Genomic DNA, 15985 nt, shown 5'->3' on the forward strand with positions numbered 1-15985 from the left:
TCGGTTCTGATGTCGAAGTCGTACCGGGGACGAGGGCGTCAGCGCACGCCCGCGGCCCACTGGATCGGGCCGGCCACGATCGAGTGGCTGGTGAGCTTGCGGCCCAGCACCTGCTGAGCCTCGCGAGCGGCGTCGATGACCAGGTCGAGGTCGAGGCCGGTGTCCACACCCATTTCGTGGAACATGCTCACCAGGTCCTCGGTGGCGATGTTGCCGGTCGACCCCACCGGGACGGGGCAGCCGCCCAGTTCACCGAAGCTCGACTCGAAGCTCGCGCATCCCGCCTCGAGCGCGGCGAACGCGTTCGCGAGGCCCTGGCCGCGGGTGTTGTGGAAGTGCGCGGTGACCTCGACGCCGGGCAGACGTTCGATGGCCGCGGCGAAGAACTCCGAGGCATAGGCCGGATTGCACATGCCGGTAGTGTCACCGAAGCCGATCTCCGTGGCTCCGGATTCGGCGAATCGCTCCGCCAGGTCCAACACCCGCTTCAACTCCACCTTGCCCTCGAAGGGGCATCCGAACGACGTCGCGATGACCGCGGCGCAGTGCAGGCCCTCGGCGACGATCCGGCGAGCCATGATGTCGTTGTCCGCCATGGTTTCGTCGACGGTGCGGTTGACGTTCTTCTTGTTGTGGGTTTCGGACGCGCTGACGAAGATCGCGACCTCGTGGAAGGTGTCGCGAACCTTCAGCGCGTTGTCCAGGCCCTTGCTGTTCGGCACGAGGACCATCAGCCTCCCGTCGTCGGGCACGTCGATGCGGCTGAGCACCTCCACCCCGTCCGACAGTTGCGGAATGACGTCGGGCCGCACGAAACTGGCGACCTCGATCCGCTTCAGGCCGGCACGACCCAGGGCGTTGATCAGCCGCACCTTGTCGTCGGTCGGGATGGTCTCCGGCTCGTTCTGGAAGCCGTCGCGCGGACCGACTTCTCGGATCTGTACCCATTGGGGACGCGTCATGGCGTTCACTCCTCGTTTCCGCTCGCTCCGCTACGAAGCAAGGTCGTGCTCGGTCAGTGCGATGTCCAGGTGCTCACGATGTTCCGGGGCTGCGACCGCAATCATTCGTCGGGCCCGTTCCACGAGCGAACAGCCCCGCAGTTCGGCGACGCCGTGCTCGGTGACGACGTAGTCCACGTCGGCGCGCGCCGTGGTGACGGAGCCGAACTCGAGGGCCGGCTTGATCGACGAGCGGCCGCGCGCGGTGGACCGCAGCGCGATGATCGAGCGGCCACCGGTCAGGGCCGCGGCCCGGGAAAAGTCCACCTGGCCGCCGACCGCGCCGACGTAGGCGGCTCCGGCCTGCTCCGCCCCCACCTGCCCGGTGAGGTCGACCTCGATGGCGGAGTTGATCGACACGAGCGCGGTCAACTGCGAGAGCACCTGCGGCGCATGGGTATAGCTGGCGGGACGGAATTCCACCGGCAGATGCGGCAGACGCTCGTACAGGGTGGCCGTGCCCAGCGCCGCCCCGGTGACGTGGCGTCCGACGTCGATCTGTTTGCGCGCACCGGTCAGCACGCCCTTGTCGATCAGCCGCAGCACCGCATCGGAGATCATGCCGGAGTGCAGACCGAGGTCCCGATGTCCTTCCAGGGCCGCCAGCACCGCCGAGGGCAGCGTGCCCACGCCGACCTGGATGGTGTCACCGTCCTCGACGAGGCCGGCGACGTGCCGGGCGATCGCCGTCTCGACGGCGGCGGGCTCACGGTCGGGCGCTTCGAGCAGCGGCCGGTCGGTCTCGACGACCGCCGCGAACCGCGACAGCGGGATCGCGGGTGCACCGTGGGTTCTCGGCATGCGCTGATTGATCTCAGCGATCAGGACGGGGGTGTGCTCGAGTGCGTCGGCGACGTAGTCGACGCCGACGCCGAGCGAGCAGTTGCCGTCGGCGTCGGGAGGAGCGACCTGCACGAACCCGACGTCGCACGGCAGGCGGTGCTCGGCGAACAGCCGGGGCAACGCCGCGTAGTGGCAGGGCACGACCTCGAGCCGGTCCCGTTGGCTGAGCCGGCGCAGTTCACCCAGCCCACCGTAGGAGACGACGGACAATTCGTCCGGGGTCTGCTCGGTGAGTCGGCGGTCCCAGGTCAGTCCCACGAACGCCCGGACCGCGCCGATCGACGGGAGCTGGTCGAGCAGGGCGTGGACGAGCGGGGTGGGTTCCGCGCTCGTCTGGCTCCACCAGATTCCGTCGCCGGCCCGGACGTGGGGCGTGAGGTCGATCATCAGTCGATCCGTTGAATCAGGGTGGCGGTTCCGAGTCCGCCACCGCAGCACATGGTGACCAGCCCGATTTCGGCGTCGCGACGTTCGAGTTCGGCGACGATCGTCGCGATGAGACGGGCGCCGGTGGCACCGACCGGGTGCCCGAGCGCGATCGCGCCGCCGTTGACGTTGACCCGGTCCAGGTCGGGCTTGAGCTCGCGCTCCCAGGCCAGGACCACGGAACCGAACGCCTCGTTGATCTCGAAGAGGTCGATGTCGTCGATCGTCATCCCGTTGCGGTCGAGCAGCTTCTGCGTTGCCGGAATCGGACCGGTGAGCATGATGATCGGGTCGACTCCGACCGTGGTCTGGTCGAGGATCCGGGCGCGGGCGCGCAGGCCGTGGGTATCGACCGCGTCCCGGGACGCGAGCAGGACACCGGCCGCGCCGTCCGAGATCGGCGACGAACTGCCGGCGGTGATCCGGCCGTTCTCCCGGAACGCGGTCCTCAAACCGGCCAGGGTGTCCAGGCTCGTGCCGGGCCGGACGGTCTGATCGGTCCTGCGGACCTCGCCGTCGAGCTCGAGGGGGATCATCTCTTCGTCGAACCGCCCGGCCTCGATGGCCTCGGTCGCCAGACGATGGGATCGGACGGCGAATTCGTCCATCTCCTGCCGGGTGATGCCCCACCGGTCGGCGATGAGCTCGGCGCTCTCGCCCTGGTGCACGAAGTCGTACTTCTCCCGCAGCTCGGCCGGCCACGGATCGCCGTAGAGCTCGGAGATCTTGGCCGGGGAGTTGATCGGCACGTGGCCCATGTGCTCGACGCCGCCGGCGATGACGAGGTCGTGCGTGCCGGACCCGACGAGGGCGGCACCCATCTCGACCGCGGTCTGCGCGGAGCCGCAACGGCGGTCGAGGACGACGGCCGGCACCTCGGGCGGGTATCCGGCCTGCAACCATGCGTTGCGGCCGATGTTGCGGGACTGCTCACCGAAGGGCGCGGTGCAACCAACGACGAGGTCCTCCACTGCCGCCGGGGCCAGACCACTGCGGCGGATCAGATCCGTGTAGACCGCGCCGAGCATCTCGTTCGGATGCGTATCGCGGAACCACCCGCGTTCGGCGTGGGATCGGCCCATCGGGGTACGAGCCGCTTCGGCGATGATCACCTCGCGCGCGGAGCGCTGGAACGGGTTGGTTGCGTTGGTCATCAGATCACCGTTCCACCGTCGACGGGCAACACCTGGCCCGTGATGTACGAGGCGCCGTCGGAGGCGAAGAACACGAAGCTGGCCGAGATCTCGTTCGGCTCGGCCCAGCGCCTCAGCGCGACACGCTCGAGGGTCTTGGCCGCGAGCTTGTCGTTGCTGCGGATGTTCTCGGTCATCGGCGTGGCCGCAAGGGGCGCAATGGCATTGACGGTGACCTGTTTGCGGGCGAGCTCGCGGGCCAGCGACTTGGTCAGGCCGATGATGCCCGCCTTGGCCGCCCCGTAGTTGGCCTGGCCGATGGTGCCCTGCAGGCCGGCGGCGGAGGTGACGTTGATGATGCGCCCGGTGCCGTCCTTCGGCAGATAGGGCAGCACGGCTTTGCTGCACACGTAGCTGCCGACGAGGTGGATGTCGACGATGCGGCGGAAGTCGTCTTCCTCGAGATTCGGGAACATCGCCGGTGCGATGGCCCCGGCGTTGTTGACCAGGATGTGGACGACGCCGCCACCGAGTGCGGCGGCCTGTTCCGCCGCCGCGGCGGCCTGCGCGGCGTTGCGGACGTCGAGCACGGCGGATTTGGCGGTACCGCCGGCGGCAATGATCTCCGCGGCGACGGCGGCGGCCGCGTCCTCGTTGACATCGGTGACGAGGACGGCAGCGCCGGCGGCGGCGTAGGCGTGCGCCACGGAGGCGCCGATGCCGCTGCCCGCGCCGGTCACGAGGGCGGATCTTCCGGTGAGTTCGAACATCAGTAGCTCCTGGGAAGGCCGAGCACGTGCTCGCCGAGGTAGTTGAGAACCATTTCCTGGCTCAGCGGTGCGATGCGGGTCAGGCGCGCCTCACGGAAGTAGCGCGCGACGTGGTATTCCTCCGAGTAGCCCATGCCGCCGTGGGTCTGCAGGGCACGGTCGGCGGCCTGGAAGCCGGCGTCGGCGCACAGGTACTTGGCCATGTTGGCCTCGCGTGCACAGGGGCGGCCGTTGTCGTAGAGCCAGGTCGCCTTGCGCAGGACGAGCTCGGCGGCGTCGAGGTGGGCGAGGGAATCCGCGAGGGGGAACTGGATGCCCTGGTTCATGCCGATCGGGCGGCCGAACACCTCACGGTCGGTGGCGTACTGGGTGGCGCGGTGCAGGGCGGCACGGCCGATGCCGAGGGCCTCCGAAGCGACGAGCATCCGTTCCGGGTTGAGCCCGTCGAGGATGTACTTGAAGCCCTTGCCCTCCTCGCCGACCCGATCCTCGACGGGGATCTCGAGGCCGTCGATGAACAACTCGTTGGAGGTGACGGCGTTGCGGCCCATCTTCTTGATAGGGCGGATCTCGACCTTCGTCCGGTCCAGGTCGGTGAGGAAGAGCGTGAGACCGTCGGTCTTCTTCGTCACGTCCTCGAACTTGGTGGTGCGGGTGAGCAGGAGAATCTTCTCCGACTCCATCGCCTTCGAGATCCACACCTTGCGTCCGTTGACGATGTACTTGTCGCCGTCGCGCCGCGCGAAGGTGGTGATCTTGGTGGTGTCCAGGCCCGCGCCGGGCTCGGTGACCCCGAAGCACACGTGCAGGTCTCCGTTGACGATCCGCGGCAGGGTGCGCTGCTTGAGTTCCTCGGAGCCGTGCACGATCACCGGGTGCATGCCGAAGATCGACAGGTGCATCGAGCTGGCGCCGTTCATACCGGCGCCGGACGCGGCGACCTCCTGCAGCAGGATCGAGGCCTCGGTGATGCCCAGGCCGTGTCCGCCGTACTCCTCGGGGGTGGTGATGCCCAGCCAGCCACCCTTGGCGAACGCGTCGTAGAACTCCGTGGGGAATTCGTGGGCGGCATCCTTCTCCACCCAGTACTGCTCGTCGAACTTGCCGGCGAGTTCTCGTACCGCATCTCGGATCGTTGCCTGATCCTCGGTCAGATCGAAGTCCACAACACAGTCCCGTCGTCGTCGCTACCGTTTGGCATTAAGTTACTAAAGGACAGACCATTTAGTCAACGGTGACTCGGCCGGCCGCCGGCAGAAGAGGCAGATCCCGAGCGAGACGCTCGTTCCACACCTCCGGGCTACCGAACAGCTTCTCGTCGAGCTTGGCGCGCTTGTAGAACAGCTGCAGGTCGTGCTCCCACGTGTAGCCGATCGCGCCGTGCATCACGAGGGCACTGTCGGCGGCCTGGACCGCGCTCCGGGTCACCTGCGCCTTCGCGATCGCCGCATGCATCGCGCGCTCCCCGAGCCCGAGGTCCACCGAGGCCGCGGCATAGTAGGCGATGGACCGAGCAGCCTCCACGGACACGAGAATCGTTGCGGCAGCGTGCTTCATCGCCTGGAAGGAACCGATCGGCACACCGAACTGGTGGCGTGTTCGGCTGTAGTCCACTGCCAAGTGCAGCATCCGCTCCATCGCGCCGAGCGCGTCCGCGGAGACGAGCACGGCGGCGCGCAATCCCGCGTCGGTCAGCGCGGCCGGCGCGTCGACGTCGAGGCGCTGCGCGACGACGTTCTCGAACCGGAGGTCGGCCGCGCCCCGGGACGGATCGAGGAAGCGCCGCGGCGTGACAGTGACGCCCGGGTCTGCGACCCGGACGAGGTAGAGGGCCGTTCCGTCGCCGTCGTCGGCGGGGACGACGAGCCGGGCGGCCCGTTCGGCGCCGAGCACGGCGGACACGCGACCGGTCAGCACCCCTCGCTCGTCGACGCGCACGGCATCGCGGAGCCCGAGGGGGCGACTGGAATCGACTGCCAGGGAAGCGAATTCGCCACCGGTGAGTGCCGCGTCGGCGACATCAGGCGGCAACAGAGGGGCCGCGAGCACCGAGGCGGTCCACGCGCTCGCCGGTGCGGCATACCGGCCCAGCGCCTCGGCGGTCAGCGCGAGCTCGAGCAGACCGCCGCCCTGTCCGCCCATGTCCTCCGGCAGACCGGCCGAGAACCACCCCTCGTCCACGAACCTGCGCTCGAACTCTGCAGGTTCACCCGCTTCGCCCCACTTCCGCACGTTCGCGGGTGCCGCGAATCGCTCGAGCCAGCCGCCGAGGGCTTCGGTGAACATTTCCTGCTCTTCTGACAGCTCCCAACGCATGGAACTGGTCCTCTCGATGAGTCGGGGAATACCCTGCAAGATGAATGCAGCGACGATTCGATGGTATATTAGGTCTGACCGTTAGACCAGAGAGGGCGGGGAGTCATGTCACCAGCCGCACCGAGTACGACCCGGACCGGACGTTCCTCCATCCAGCTGACTCCGATGGAGGTTCCCAAGGCGTCGGATGTTCTTGCCAACGAGCTGCGCGAACGCATCCTCAGCGGCGAATACACCGAAGGGACCCCGCTTCCCCCGGAACGCGAACTCGTCGTCCAGACGAAGATGAGCCGGACCACGGTGCGCGAGGCTCTGCGCATCCTCGAGGTACAGGGCCTGGTACGAATCAAGGCGGGACGCGCCGGGGGTGCCTTCGTCCAGCGACCCGGCGAGCAGTCGATGGCCGACACCGTGGCGCTGCTCATCCGAGGACGCCAGATCCGCCTGGGTGCGCTGCTCGAAACGCGTGAGGCGATCGAACCGTTCTGCGCGCAACTGGCCGCCCGTCATCGGACCGACGAGGATCTCGCGCGGCTCGACGCCGCGAACGAGGACATCGCGGCCGCCGGCGACAAGCTCGACGCGTTCCTCCAGGCCAACGTCGACTGGCACATCGCCGTGGCCAGCGCGAGCCACAACGAACTGCTGTCGGGTCTGATGATCTCGCTGTCCCGTGCCATCTACGCTGCCACCGAGAACGAGGGTTTCATCGACGAGAAGGTCCGCGAGATCACCGTGAAGGCGCATCGTTCGGTCACCAGAGCGATCCGAGACCGCGACCCCGATGCTGCGGTCCGTCGCATGAGCCGCCACGTCCACTCGTACGCCGAGTCGATCCGGGAGTTCGAAGAGCGAACCGACATTCCACTGGACCAGGAGTCCTGAGCGACGCCCCTGCCCAGGCTCGCGGGCGTCCCCTCACCGGACAGAAACGATGGCCGCCCGTACCACTTCGGTACGGGCGGCCATCGTGTTGCCTACGTTCGTACGGCGCCCGGCTCGGCGCCGGTCACCACGGCGCGGATCTCCTCCACCGCCTCCGGATTCTCGGCACCGGACAAGTCACCGGGATCGGTGCCCAACGCCGCCGCTCGCACCGCGCGGCGCAAGATCTTCGCCGACCGCGTCTTCGGCAGACGCGACACCCGATGAACCACGCTGGGCGCAAACGGCTTACCCAGCTCTGCGGCCACACTGGCGGCCAGCTCCCCCGAGATGTCCGTCCCGTCCGCCTCCGGGCGGGGCACCCAGAACGCCCAGACCGTTTCCCCCTTCTTCGGGTCCGGGACACCGACCGCCGCGGCCTCCGACACGGCCGGGTGCGCGGTCAGGACCGCCTCGACTTCCGCCGGAGCCAGGCGCTTGCCGGCCACGTTCATGACGTCGTCGGACCGGCCCCGGATGTACCACTGCCCGTCGCTGTCGACAAGCGCATAGTCTCCGTGCCGCCACATACCGGGGAACGTCGACCAGTACGCCTCGAGGTACCGCTCCTCGTCCTTCCAGACCCCGCGGGTCATCGACGGCCACGGCTGCCGGCACACCAGCTCGCCCTGTTCACCGCGCAGCGGACGGCCAGCATCGTCGACGACGTCGACGTCCATGCCCAGCGACGGACCGCCCAGCGAGCAGCTGCGGATCGGCTGCACCGGATACGGTGCGAGGAACGATCCGCCGACCTCGGTACCGCCGGAGAAGTTGATGATCGGGACGCGGCCACCGAACACCTCGCGTGCGAGCCACTCGTACGAGTCCGGGTCCCACGGCTCCCCGGTCGAGCCGATCGTGTGCACCGAGGACAGGTCGTACCGTGCGGCGACATCGCTTCCCTGCCCGCGCAGCGTCCGGATGAGCGTCGGCGAGACTCCGAGCATCGTCACTCGATGCCGTTCGGTCAGCTGCCACAGCCGGTCCCGGTCCGGTACGTCCGGTGAGCCCTCGTACAGCAGCAGCGTCCCCCCGTTGGCATGCGTGCCGACGATCGACAACGGACCCATGATCCAGCCCATGTCGGTGATCCAGCAGAACACTCCGCCCGGCTTCAGATCGAACGAGTACGCCACTTCGCTCGCCGTCTTCACCAGGAACCCGGCGTGGGTGTGAACGGCGCCCTTGGGCTTGCCGGTCGTGCCGGACGTGTAGGCCAGCGCGAACGGCTCGGAGGCGTCCATCGCCTCGATCGGACCCGCATCACGGCTCGCGCGCAGTCCGGTCCAGGACATCTCGTGCTCACCCGATCCTGCTCCGGCACCGAGGTTGTCGACCACGACCACCGACTTCACCGTGGGGCAGGTCCTCAGGGCCTCGTCGAGGGCCGGCTTCATCGCGACCGACTTGCCCCGGCGTACGGTGCCGTCCGCAACGACCACCACTTTCGCATCCGCATCCTGAATGCGGGACGCGATCGCGCTGGGCGCAAACCCCGAGAACAGCGGCACGAGAACCGCACCGAGCCGGGCGACCGCGTACACCGACACGACGGCCTCCGGAATCATCGGCAGGAACAAGGCGACAGCGTCGCCCCGGCCCACTCCCAGCTCCCGCAGTCCCGCGGCCGCACGCTCCACCTCCGCCTCCAGCTCGCGATATGTCAGCGTGCGGACAGTGCCGTCCTCCGCCTCGTGCACGACGGCGAGCCGATCGGCGGCCACCGGATCCGCGGCCCAGCGCCGCAGGCACGCATCGACGACGTTCGTCCGTCCGCCGACGAACCAGTCGGGATGCTCGATGCCGCGCGAGGTGTCGAGAACTTCGCGATACGGCACGTGGAACGGCAGCTCGAGATCACGGACCACCGCATCCCAGTACCACCGCACGTCGGCGACGGAACGGGCACGCAACTCGTCCAGGCCGCCGAGGCCGTGCGCGCGGGCGAGCCGCGTGACGTTGGCGTTGTCGACGTAGTCGGCAGTGGGGACCCACGTGTAGTCGGACATTGTCAGCTCCTCGGCATCTCGAGCATGCGCTCGGCGACGATGTTGCGCTGGATGAAGGTGGAACCACCGGCGATGGCGGTGCCGCGCGCCTGATACGCCAGCCGGAGCCAGCGCGACGTTCGCTGCTGCTCGTCGTCGAGCGCGAACTGGCCGCCGGCGGGCTCGAGGGACAGACGGAAATCCGCCAGTTCTTCGACGAGCGGGCAGAAGAACAGCTTGCCGATCGACGTCACCGGACCGGGTGGGCCGTCGTTCGCCGCCAAGGTGATCACGCGCTGGCCGATGAGATAGTGCACGAGCGCGCGGCCGTAGAGGTCCGCGACCTTCTGCCGGATCACCGGATCCGAACCGAGCGGGCGGCCGGACTCGTCGGTCATCTCTGCGATGTCGCCGACGATGTCGTCGACGGCCCGTTTGGTGTTGACCCGGCCGGTGGCGATCGCCACTCGCTCGTAGGCGAGCGTGCCCATGGCCACCTTCCACCCGCCGTCGACGTCGCCGACGACGAGATCGTCGGGGATGAACACGTCGTCGAGAAAGACCTCGTTGAATTCGGCCTCACCGAGCATATGAGCGAGCGGGCGAACCGTGATTCCCTCGCTGTCCATGGGGACGAGGAAGAAGGTGATGCCCTTGTGACGTGGCCCCCCGCCCGTGCGCGCGAGCAGGATGGCATGAGCCGCGATGTGAGCGCGGCTGGTCCAGATCTTCTGCCCGTTGATCTTCCATCCGCCGTCGACCTTCGTGGCCTTGGTGCGCAGTGACGCGAGGTCGGACCCGGCCTCCGGTTCGGAGAACAACTGGCACCAGATCTCGTCTCCGGTGAGGATCGGGCGGAGGAACCGTTCCTTCTGGGCCGGTGTGCCGAAGTCGATGATGGTGGGACCGGCGAAGTCCTCACCGATCGTGTTCAGTCGCTCCGGCGCGCCCACGCGATCCATCTCCTCGGTGAAGATGGCTTTGCGAATGGGGTCGGCAGCCTGCCCGCCGTACTCCTTCGGCCACGACATTCCTCCGTAGCCGGCGTCGAAGAGCAACCGCTGCCATTGTCGCCAGAACGGGACCTTGTCGACCAGATCCACCGGTTCGGGCCAGGGCAACGTCGTGACTGCGTTCTCGGCCCATTCTCGGACTTCTGCGCGGAACCGGGCTTCGTCCGGGGAATCAGCGAGCTCCATAGAACCCCTCCTCACATATTTAGGCCAAATGATACTATAGGTCAGTCCAAAAGAGGAGGACCGTGATGCCAGAACCACTCCACTGCGGCGAGGTGGACCGAGTCGAGTACGACGTCGAGCGCGGCAAGATTCGTGAGTTCGCCCGTGCGACGTTCACCACCGATCCCGCCCACACGGACCGGGCCGCCGCGCACGCCGCCGGATTCGCCGATGTCCCCGCGACTTTGACCCACACGGTCGTCGCCGGACACCAGCGCGACCAGCGCAGGTTTGTCGAAACGCTCGGCCTGGCGCTCGAACGAGTGGTGGTCGGCTCGGTGAAGTGGACATACCTTCGACCCCTGATTGCAGGCGACCACGTCGTCGGCACGCGGCGCGTCGTCGACGACGCGCGGCGCGAGGGCAAGCGCGGCGGATCGATGCGCGTCGTAACGCTGGAGACCGAATACGTCGACGCCGACGGTGATCCGGTGGTGCGACTGGAGGAAATGCTGATCGAACGAGGAGAACAACGATGAGAGCACCTACGAAGGCCCGCATCGGTGCGGTCGTCGACACGCGTGTCGTCGGCCCGATCACCCAGACGGACATCGTGCGATTCGCCGGCGCCGGAGGCGACTTCAACCCCCTGCACCACGATCCGGAGTTCGTCGCGACGTCGGGTTTTCCGGGCGTCATCGCGATGGGCCAGATGCAGGCCGGGATCCTGGCCGGCTGGCTCTCCGACATCTTCGGCGTCGAGCACGTCCGGGCTTTCGGCGTCCGCTTCGTCGCGCCGGTCTTCCTGGGCGACACCCTGACCGTCGGTGGGACGATCACGGCGATCACCGAGACCGATGGGGAGGCGCGGGCCGAGCTCGATCTCGTCGTCTCCGGAGCGAAGGGGCCGGTGGTCACCGGGTCGGCGACGGTCGTCGTCGCCGAGGCCTGACAGCTCGCTGACCGGATTCCAAGGCCGCGTATTCGGCGACCCGGATCCCGCACACGACGTCGTGGATCCGCAGCCGCGACGCGGCCCGCACGCAGCCGGCGACGATCGCGTACACCGTCGTCGCCGGCGGAGAATTCCACCGGCAGTTGCCGCCACCGGGGGTCGGTCGGCGACGACGGGTACATCGCACCCCCGTGTCCGGGCACCGTGTCAGCGTCGGGGCAGGACGGGCATGGCGCGATGAGCGCAGGTGAACTCCTGGTCGGTCGTGGCGTAAGCCACTCGACGAGCTACCAGGAGTTCACCTGCCTTTCAACCTTCATGGGCGTTGGGCACCGGCAGCCAACTCTGCCGCGATGCGCTTGCGGAGGAGGTGTTTCTGAATCTTCCCGGTGGCGGTCATGGGCAATTCGGCGACCACCTCGACGCGTTCAGGGGCCTTCTGAATCGCAACTCCCCGCTCCAGCAGATAGTTGCGGAGATGGTCCAGGGTGGGAGCATTCTGCTCCTCCTTGGGCACCACGTAGCAGCACACCTTCTCCCCGAGCCGCTCGTCGGGCATCCCCACTACGGCGAGAGCGAGGATATCGGGGTGCTCTGCCAACTTGTCCTCGACCTCACGCACACTGATGTTCATGCCGCCGCGGATCACGATGTCTTTGGTTCTGCCGGTAACCCGGACGAACCCATCGGCATCCATGACTCCGAGATCTCCGGACCTCGAGAATCCTTCGGGAGTAAAGAGTTCCGCAGTGTCCTCGGGCCGGTTCAGATACTCGATCATATGCGAGGGCCCGCGATAGGCGATGTCGCCCTCACTCCCCCGTGCCACCTCGAGGCCGTTCTCGCCCACAACCTTGACCTCTGCCCCCGGCAGCGCGGCGCCGTCGGACGTGACCGCCCGGCTCGGGTCGTCCTCGACGGTGCAGGTCGTCGTGGTGAGGTTCTCACTCCTCCCGTACAGCGACAGGATGGCGGTGGTGGGCAGGTCGGACTTCGCCTTCTCCACCACGGCCGCCGGGATCGGGGAGCCGGCGCACACCCAGACCCGGAGGGAGGAGAGATCGGCGTCCGGATCCTCTTCGGCCGCAGCCAACAACGTCTGCAGGAAGGTGGTGGCCGTGACCGCGGCCGTACATCCGAACTTCTTGATCTCGGCCAACCCGCGCTCGGGGTCCCACTCCGCCATGATGTGGGTCGCCGCGCCGCTGAGCAGAGGGATGAGCACACTGGTGACGAGCCCTGTGGTGTGCGTGATCGGGGACGGCCCGAATTGGACATCCGCCTCGGTGTGCCCGAAGGCCGTCTTCAGCGCACGTGCGCCCGAAGCGTAGGTGTTGAAGGTGTGGAGGCAGCCCTTGGGACGCGACGTGGTTCCGGACGTGTACACGATGACGAACGGATCGTCGGGGTGGGCACGGAAGTCGAGCTCCGTGTCGATGACGTCCAGGTCCGCGTCCACGACGAGGCTCTCGAGAACCTCGATGTCCCGCTCGGCAAGTGTCTGACGGCTCCCGTCCGAAGCGCGCACCGCGATGATCGTCTCCAGCGTCTGCGACGACCGCCGGATACCGTCGAACATCGACACATAGTCGAAGCCCTTGAACTGTGCCGGCGCGATCGCCATCCGGATCGAGGCGTCGGCGACAACGTGTGACACCTCATCCGCCCGGTAGATCGGCATGATCGGCACCGTCACCACGCCGAGCCGAGCGAGCGCAGCTGCGACGACGACGAACTCCCCCCAGTTGGGCAGTTGAACGGCGACACGGTCGCCGGCCCGGAGCCCTGTTCGGTGGAGGCCGAGCGCCAGCCGCTGCGACTTGTCGTAGAGCTGCGAGAAAGTCAGCTCCTGCGTGCCGTCGGTGACGAAGATCTTGTCGGGACTGCTCTCGGCACGTGCCCGCAGAAGCTCGGTGAGGTTCTCGTCGGCCCATTGGCCACTGGCATAGAACTCCTCTACCTGCTGAGGGGTGTATCGGCCGAGGTTTCGTTCGCGCGTCATGGAGGATTCCGTCCTTCTTGCTCTGCCACACGTTCACGTAAAGATTAGAATGGTTAGACCGAAGTGGCAACCACCTTCGGTGACATTCGCGAGCGCTCATCGCACCCGTCGGTCGATCGGCAAGCAAAGGGGCCCAGAGATGTTCACCATCGACGGCACACTGTTCAACCGATGTCGCATGCCGTCCGCATCCCTCGAGGCCGTCGCCGGGCCGGCAATAAGCGCGGTTCCTGTCGACGGCGGCACCGCAGGAGACGACCCTGGAGCCTTCATCGCATTTTCCACACAGGCGAACGCTTCTCACGAAAAGCCGTGACACCTTCGACGAGATCCTCGGTAGTGAATGCAAGGGCCAGTTGAGACTGCAGCGTCGCAAGTGCGTCCGGCAGCGACATGTCACGAGTGTTGTTGATCGCATCCTTGCCCAGGCGCATCAACAGCGGTGACTTTCTCGCCAGTCGGCGCGCCCACGCACACACCTCCGCATCGAAGTCGCCGTTCGGGAACACGCGATTCACCAGTCCCAGTTCGCGAGCTTCCGCGGCGGTGAGCTTCTCTCCATACATCATCAGCTCATTGGCCTTGAGCCGGCCGACGTTCCGGTAGATGAGCGCGGAGATCATGAACGGGAAGACGCCGACATTGATCTCCGGGCACCCGAAGTGAGCCGACTCCTTGGCCAGCACGAAGTCGCAGGCGAGCGCGAGCCCGAACGCACCCGCAAGCACGTCGCCACCGGCGGCGCAGATCACCGGTTTCCCGAGACCGCCGATGAGTCGGTACAACCGCGGGAAGCGGTCCAGGCCCGCATACTTGACGATCGTCGGGGTGTCGCTCGCGAACGCCTTCAGGTCCCCGCCCGCCGAGAAGACCTTCTCGTGCGACGAGGCCAGCACGACAACCCGCACATCGTCGTCCGCCCGCGCGCGCTCGAGCGCGGCCAGGAGTTCGTCCAACAGGTCGTCGGACAAAGCGTTGCGGGTTTCCGGGCGGTCGAGAGTGAGGACGGCGACGTGCTCGTCGACGTCGTATCGCACGGGGTGAGCCATACTGCCCATCCTTCCATTTTGGTCTTACCATTCGACCCTAGCGTCGCGATCAGATGGAGACAAGAGCCGATCGCAGCGATTCCCGCCAAGGGGTTGACGGGATTGGACTGACCATATACATTGAAGGGGAGCCGCAGACGGCGACCGGACGTCCCGGCGATGCAACTCTCTATACTGTGTGTTGTGCCACAGGGAGGCGCGACGGCGTCGCCGCCGTCCGTGTGGCCGCCGTGGCGCGAGGAGTAGTGAGTGGTCATTTCGACGAGTTCGTTCGAGCTTGCCGAGCAGGCAATTGCAGAACTGCAGGAACTACTCGGAAGCGAGTCGAACCTGGTTCGCCCGGCCGGTGGCGCGCCCGACCCCGCGGTGATCCGCGCATTCGCAGCCCGCACACTCCGGGAGGGCGCCAACTCCCCCGAGCAGGCGGTGCGGCTCGCCGAACTCGTCATACGACTCGACGCCGCCGAACGTGACGACATTGCGCGTCGCCTGCGCGTGCACACCGAGCAGTTCGAGGCGCTCCAACACGCGATGCGCACCATCGACGCCGGAGCCGACCAGATCGCACGGACCGTGACGCAGGAACTGTGCACGAACCTCGGATACGCCAAGGCCATGTTCTCCGTCGTCCGCGGTTCCATCTGGTCACCCATCGCGCTCGCCGTCCATCCGGAACTGACAGGGGATTTCCACCCACTTCTCGAGGCCATCGACGGTCGGGAGATCTCCCTGCGGGAAGCCCCGCGGGAAGCCGAACTGGTCCGACGTCGCCGGCCGTACGCAGTGGAGGCGGCCGACACCTACCGGCACACGTACCGCCCCCTCATAGACCTGTCGCGTCCGGCGGGATACATCGCCGTTCCCGTCGTCGTCGGCTCCCGCGCAGTGGCGATGATCCACGTCGACCGGCAGAGCGACGGACTGTCCGACACCGACGTCCACATCGTCGGCGCGCTCGCCGCGATGTGCGCCTCGTCGAAGGAACGCGCCGACCTGCGGCAGCAGATCCATGCGCGCAACGAGCACGTCGAGGCCGAGATCCAACGTCTCACCCGGGCAATACGGCACCTCGAGCAGGCACCCGTCACGATGCCGGAACTTGGTACCCGTGAACTGTCCCGCTCCGACGTAGCGGCCCTGGACAGTGGGTCGCGGGACCCGGGCGTTCCGCGCGCGCAGTCGCTGACCACTCGCGAGCGCGAAGTGCTCACCCTCCTGGCGACCGGGGCGACCAACGCGGCAATCTCCCGGCGGCTCTGCATTTCCGACGGCACCGTCAAGAGCCATGTCCAGCGGATCTTCAAAAAGCTCGGGGTATCGACGCGCGCCGAGGTGGCAGCGCTGTACGCCAACGCCAAGACGGTGACCGGTGGCGCCTGACGTACCCGAAGCGCATG

General features: G+C 67.3%; 14 protein-coding genes. 4 read left to right on the plus strand and 10 right to left on the minus strand.

Translation table 11 applies throughout. The features are described from left to right. Positions 1-38 precede the first annotated feature (38 nt). Genes LZP97_RS15405 through LZP97_RS15430 form a run of 6 tightly spaced genes read right to left on the minus strand, consistent with a single transcriptional unit; the run spans position 39 to position 6489 of the window. Positions 39-962, minus strand: coding sequence for a hydroxymethylglutaryl-CoA lyase (locus LZP97_RS15405; protein ID WP_234574746.1), 924 nt, complete (start codon positions 960-962; stop codon positions 39-41). Positions 963-992: 30 nt separating this feature from the next. After that, on the minus strand, positions 993-2231 hold the full coding sequence (locus LZP97_RS15410) for an acetyl-CoA hydrolase/transferase family protein (RefSeq protein ID WP_099528041.1): 1239 nt from the start codon (positions 2229-2231) through the stop codon (positions 993-995). Next, entirely contained in the window at positions 2231-3424 is a 1194-nt protein-coding gene (locus LZP97_RS15415; RefSeq protein WP_010593380.1) for a thiolase family protein, read from the minus strand. The genes LZP97_RS15410 and LZP97_RS15415 overlap by 1 nt, the downstream gene beginning before the upstream one ends. After that, positions 3424-4173, minus strand: a complete 750-nt coding sequence (locus LZP97_RS15420; protein ID WP_010593381.1) for an SDR family NAD(P)-dependent oxidoreductase — start codon at positions 4171-4173, stop codon at positions 3424-3426. The genes LZP97_RS15415 and LZP97_RS15420 overlap by 1 nt, the downstream gene beginning before the upstream one ends. After that, a complete protein-coding gene (locus LZP97_RS15425; RefSeq protein ID WP_010593382.1) occupies positions 4173-5339 on the minus strand; it encodes an acyl-CoA dehydrogenase family protein in 1167 nt (388 codons plus the stop codon). The genes LZP97_RS15420 and LZP97_RS15425 overlap by 1 nt, the downstream gene beginning before the upstream one ends. Before the next feature lie 58 nt (positions 5340-5397). Further along, positions 5398-6489: an acyl-CoA dehydrogenase family protein gene (locus LZP97_RS15430; RefSeq protein ID WP_029539944.1), complete on the minus strand. Its 1092-nt coding sequence runs from the start codon at positions 6487-6489 to the stop codon at positions 5398-5400. A gap of 165 nt (positions 6490-6654) precedes the next feature. Between LZP97_RS15430 and LZP97_RS15435 the strand changes: the two genes are divergently transcribed. Further along, positions 6655-7374 (plus strand): FadR/GntR family transcriptional regulator, encoded by a 720-nt coding sequence (locus LZP97_RS15435; RefSeq protein ID WP_006934213.1) that lies wholly within the window; start codon positions 6655-6657, stop codon positions 7372-7374. A gap of 92 nt (positions 7375-7466) precedes the next feature. Here the strand turns inward: LZP97_RS15435 and LZP97_RS15440 are convergent, their stop codons facing one another. Further along, positions 7467-9425 (minus strand): AMP-binding protein, encoded by a 1959-nt coding sequence (locus LZP97_RS15440; RefSeq protein WP_099528042.1) that lies wholly within the window; start codon positions 9423-9425, stop codon positions 7467-7469. A gap of 2 nt (positions 9426-9427) precedes the next feature. Then, positions 9428-10603: an acyl-CoA dehydrogenase family protein gene (locus LZP97_RS15445; protein ID WP_010593385.1), complete on the minus strand. Its 1176-nt coding sequence runs from the start codon at positions 10601-10603 to the stop codon at positions 9428-9430. A gap of 65 nt (positions 10604-10668) precedes the next feature. Here LZP97_RS15445 and LZP97_RS15450 point away from each other — a divergent pair, with 65 nt between their 5' ends. Together LZP97_RS15450 and LZP97_RS15455 are read left to right on the plus strand one after the other, a co-directional pair. Then, the gene (locus LZP97_RS15450) at positions 10669-11121 is read left to right on the plus strand and encodes an FAS1-like dehydratase domain-containing protein (RefSeq protein WP_010593386.1); all 453 of its coding nucleotides are present in this window, start codon (positions 10669-10671) and stop codon (positions 11119-11121) included. Continuing rightward, entirely contained in the window at positions 11118-11534 is a 417-nt protein-coding gene (locus LZP97_RS15455) for a MaoC family dehydratase (RefSeq protein WP_010593387.1), read from the plus strand. The genes LZP97_RS15450 and LZP97_RS15455 overlap by 4 nt, the downstream gene beginning before the upstream one ends. Positions 11535-11853: 319 nt before the next feature. Here LZP97_RS15455 and LZP97_RS15460 read toward each other — a convergent pair whose 3' ends face one another. Then, positions 11854-13539, minus strand: a complete 1686-nt coding sequence (locus LZP97_RS15460) for an AMP-binding protein (protein WP_099528043.1) — start codon at positions 13537-13539, stop codon at positions 11854-11856. A 269-nt stretch (positions 13540-13808) separates the two neighbouring features. After that, the gene (locus LZP97_RS15465) at positions 13809-14588 is read right to left on the minus strand and encodes an enoyl-CoA hydratase/isomerase family protein (protein ID WP_234574747.1); all 780 of its coding nucleotides are present in this window, start codon (positions 14586-14588) and stop codon (positions 13809-13811) included. Between the two features lie 249 nt (positions 14589-14837). On the opposite strand from LZP97_RS15465, the gene LZP97_RS15470 reads away from it, so the two are divergent. Continuing rightward, positions 14838-15968: a LuxR C-terminal-related transcriptional regulator gene (locus LZP97_RS15470; RefSeq protein WP_234574749.1), complete on the plus strand. Its 1131-nt coding sequence runs from the start codon at positions 14838-14840 to the stop codon at positions 15966-15968. Positions 15969-15985 lie beyond the last annotated feature (17 nt).

The sequence above is a fragment of the Rhodococcus sp. DMF-1 genome, from assembly GCF_021441945.1.
Taxonomy (GTDB): domain Bacteria; phylum Actinomycetota; class Actinomycetes; order Mycobacteriales; family Mycobacteriaceae; genus Rhodococcus; species Rhodococcus ruber.

Excerpts from the sequence above, each read along its gene's own strand:
- LZP97_RS15405 (WP_234574746.1), bottom strand. The coding sequence starts at position 962 with ATGACGCGTCCCCAATGGGTACAGATCCGAGAAGTCGGTCCGCGCGAC.
- LZP97_RS15410 (WP_099528041.1), bottom strand. The coding sequence starts at position 2,231 with ATGATCGACCTCACGCCCCACGTCCGGGCCGGCGACGGAATCTGGTGG.
- LZP97_RS15415 (WP_010593380.1), bottom strand. The coding sequence starts at position 3,424 with ATGACCAACGCAACCAACCCGTTCCAGCGCTCCGCGCGCGAGGTGATC.
- LZP97_RS15420 (WP_010593381.1), bottom strand. The coding sequence starts at position 4,173 with ATGTTCGAACTCACCGGAAGATCCGCCCTCGTGACCGGCGCGGGCAGC.
- LZP97_RS15430 (WP_029539944.1), bottom strand. The coding sequence starts at position 6,489 with ATGCGTTGGGAGCTGTCAGAAGAGCAGGAAATGTTCACCGAAGCCCTC.
- LZP97_RS15435 (WP_006934213.1), top strand. The coding sequence starts at position 6,655 with ATGGAGGTTCCCAAGGCGTCGGATGTTCTTGCCAACGAGCTGCGCGAA.
- LZP97_RS15440 (WP_099528042.1), bottom strand. The coding sequence starts at position 9,425 with ATGTCCGACTACACGTGGGTCCCCACTGCCGACTACGTCGACAACGCC.
- LZP97_RS15445 (WP_010593385.1), bottom strand. The coding sequence starts at position 10,603 with ATGGAGCTCGCTGATTCCCCGGACGAAGCCCGGTTCCGCGCAGAAGTC.
- LZP97_RS15450 (WP_010593386.1), top strand. The coding sequence starts at position 10,669 with ATGCCAGAACCACTCCACTGCGGCGAGGTGGACCGAGTCGAGTACGAC.
- LZP97_RS15455 (WP_010593387.1), top strand. The coding sequence starts at position 11,118 with ATGAGAGCACCTACGAAGGCCCGCATCGGTGCGGTCGTCGACACGCGT.
- LZP97_RS15460 (WP_099528043.1), bottom strand. The coding sequence starts at position 13,539 with ATGACGCGCGAACGAAACCTCGGCCGATACACCCCTCAGCAGGTAGAG.
- LZP97_RS15465 (WP_234574747.1), bottom strand. The coding sequence starts at position 14,588 with ATGGCTCACCCCGTGCGATACGACGTCGACGAGCACGTCGCCGTCCTC.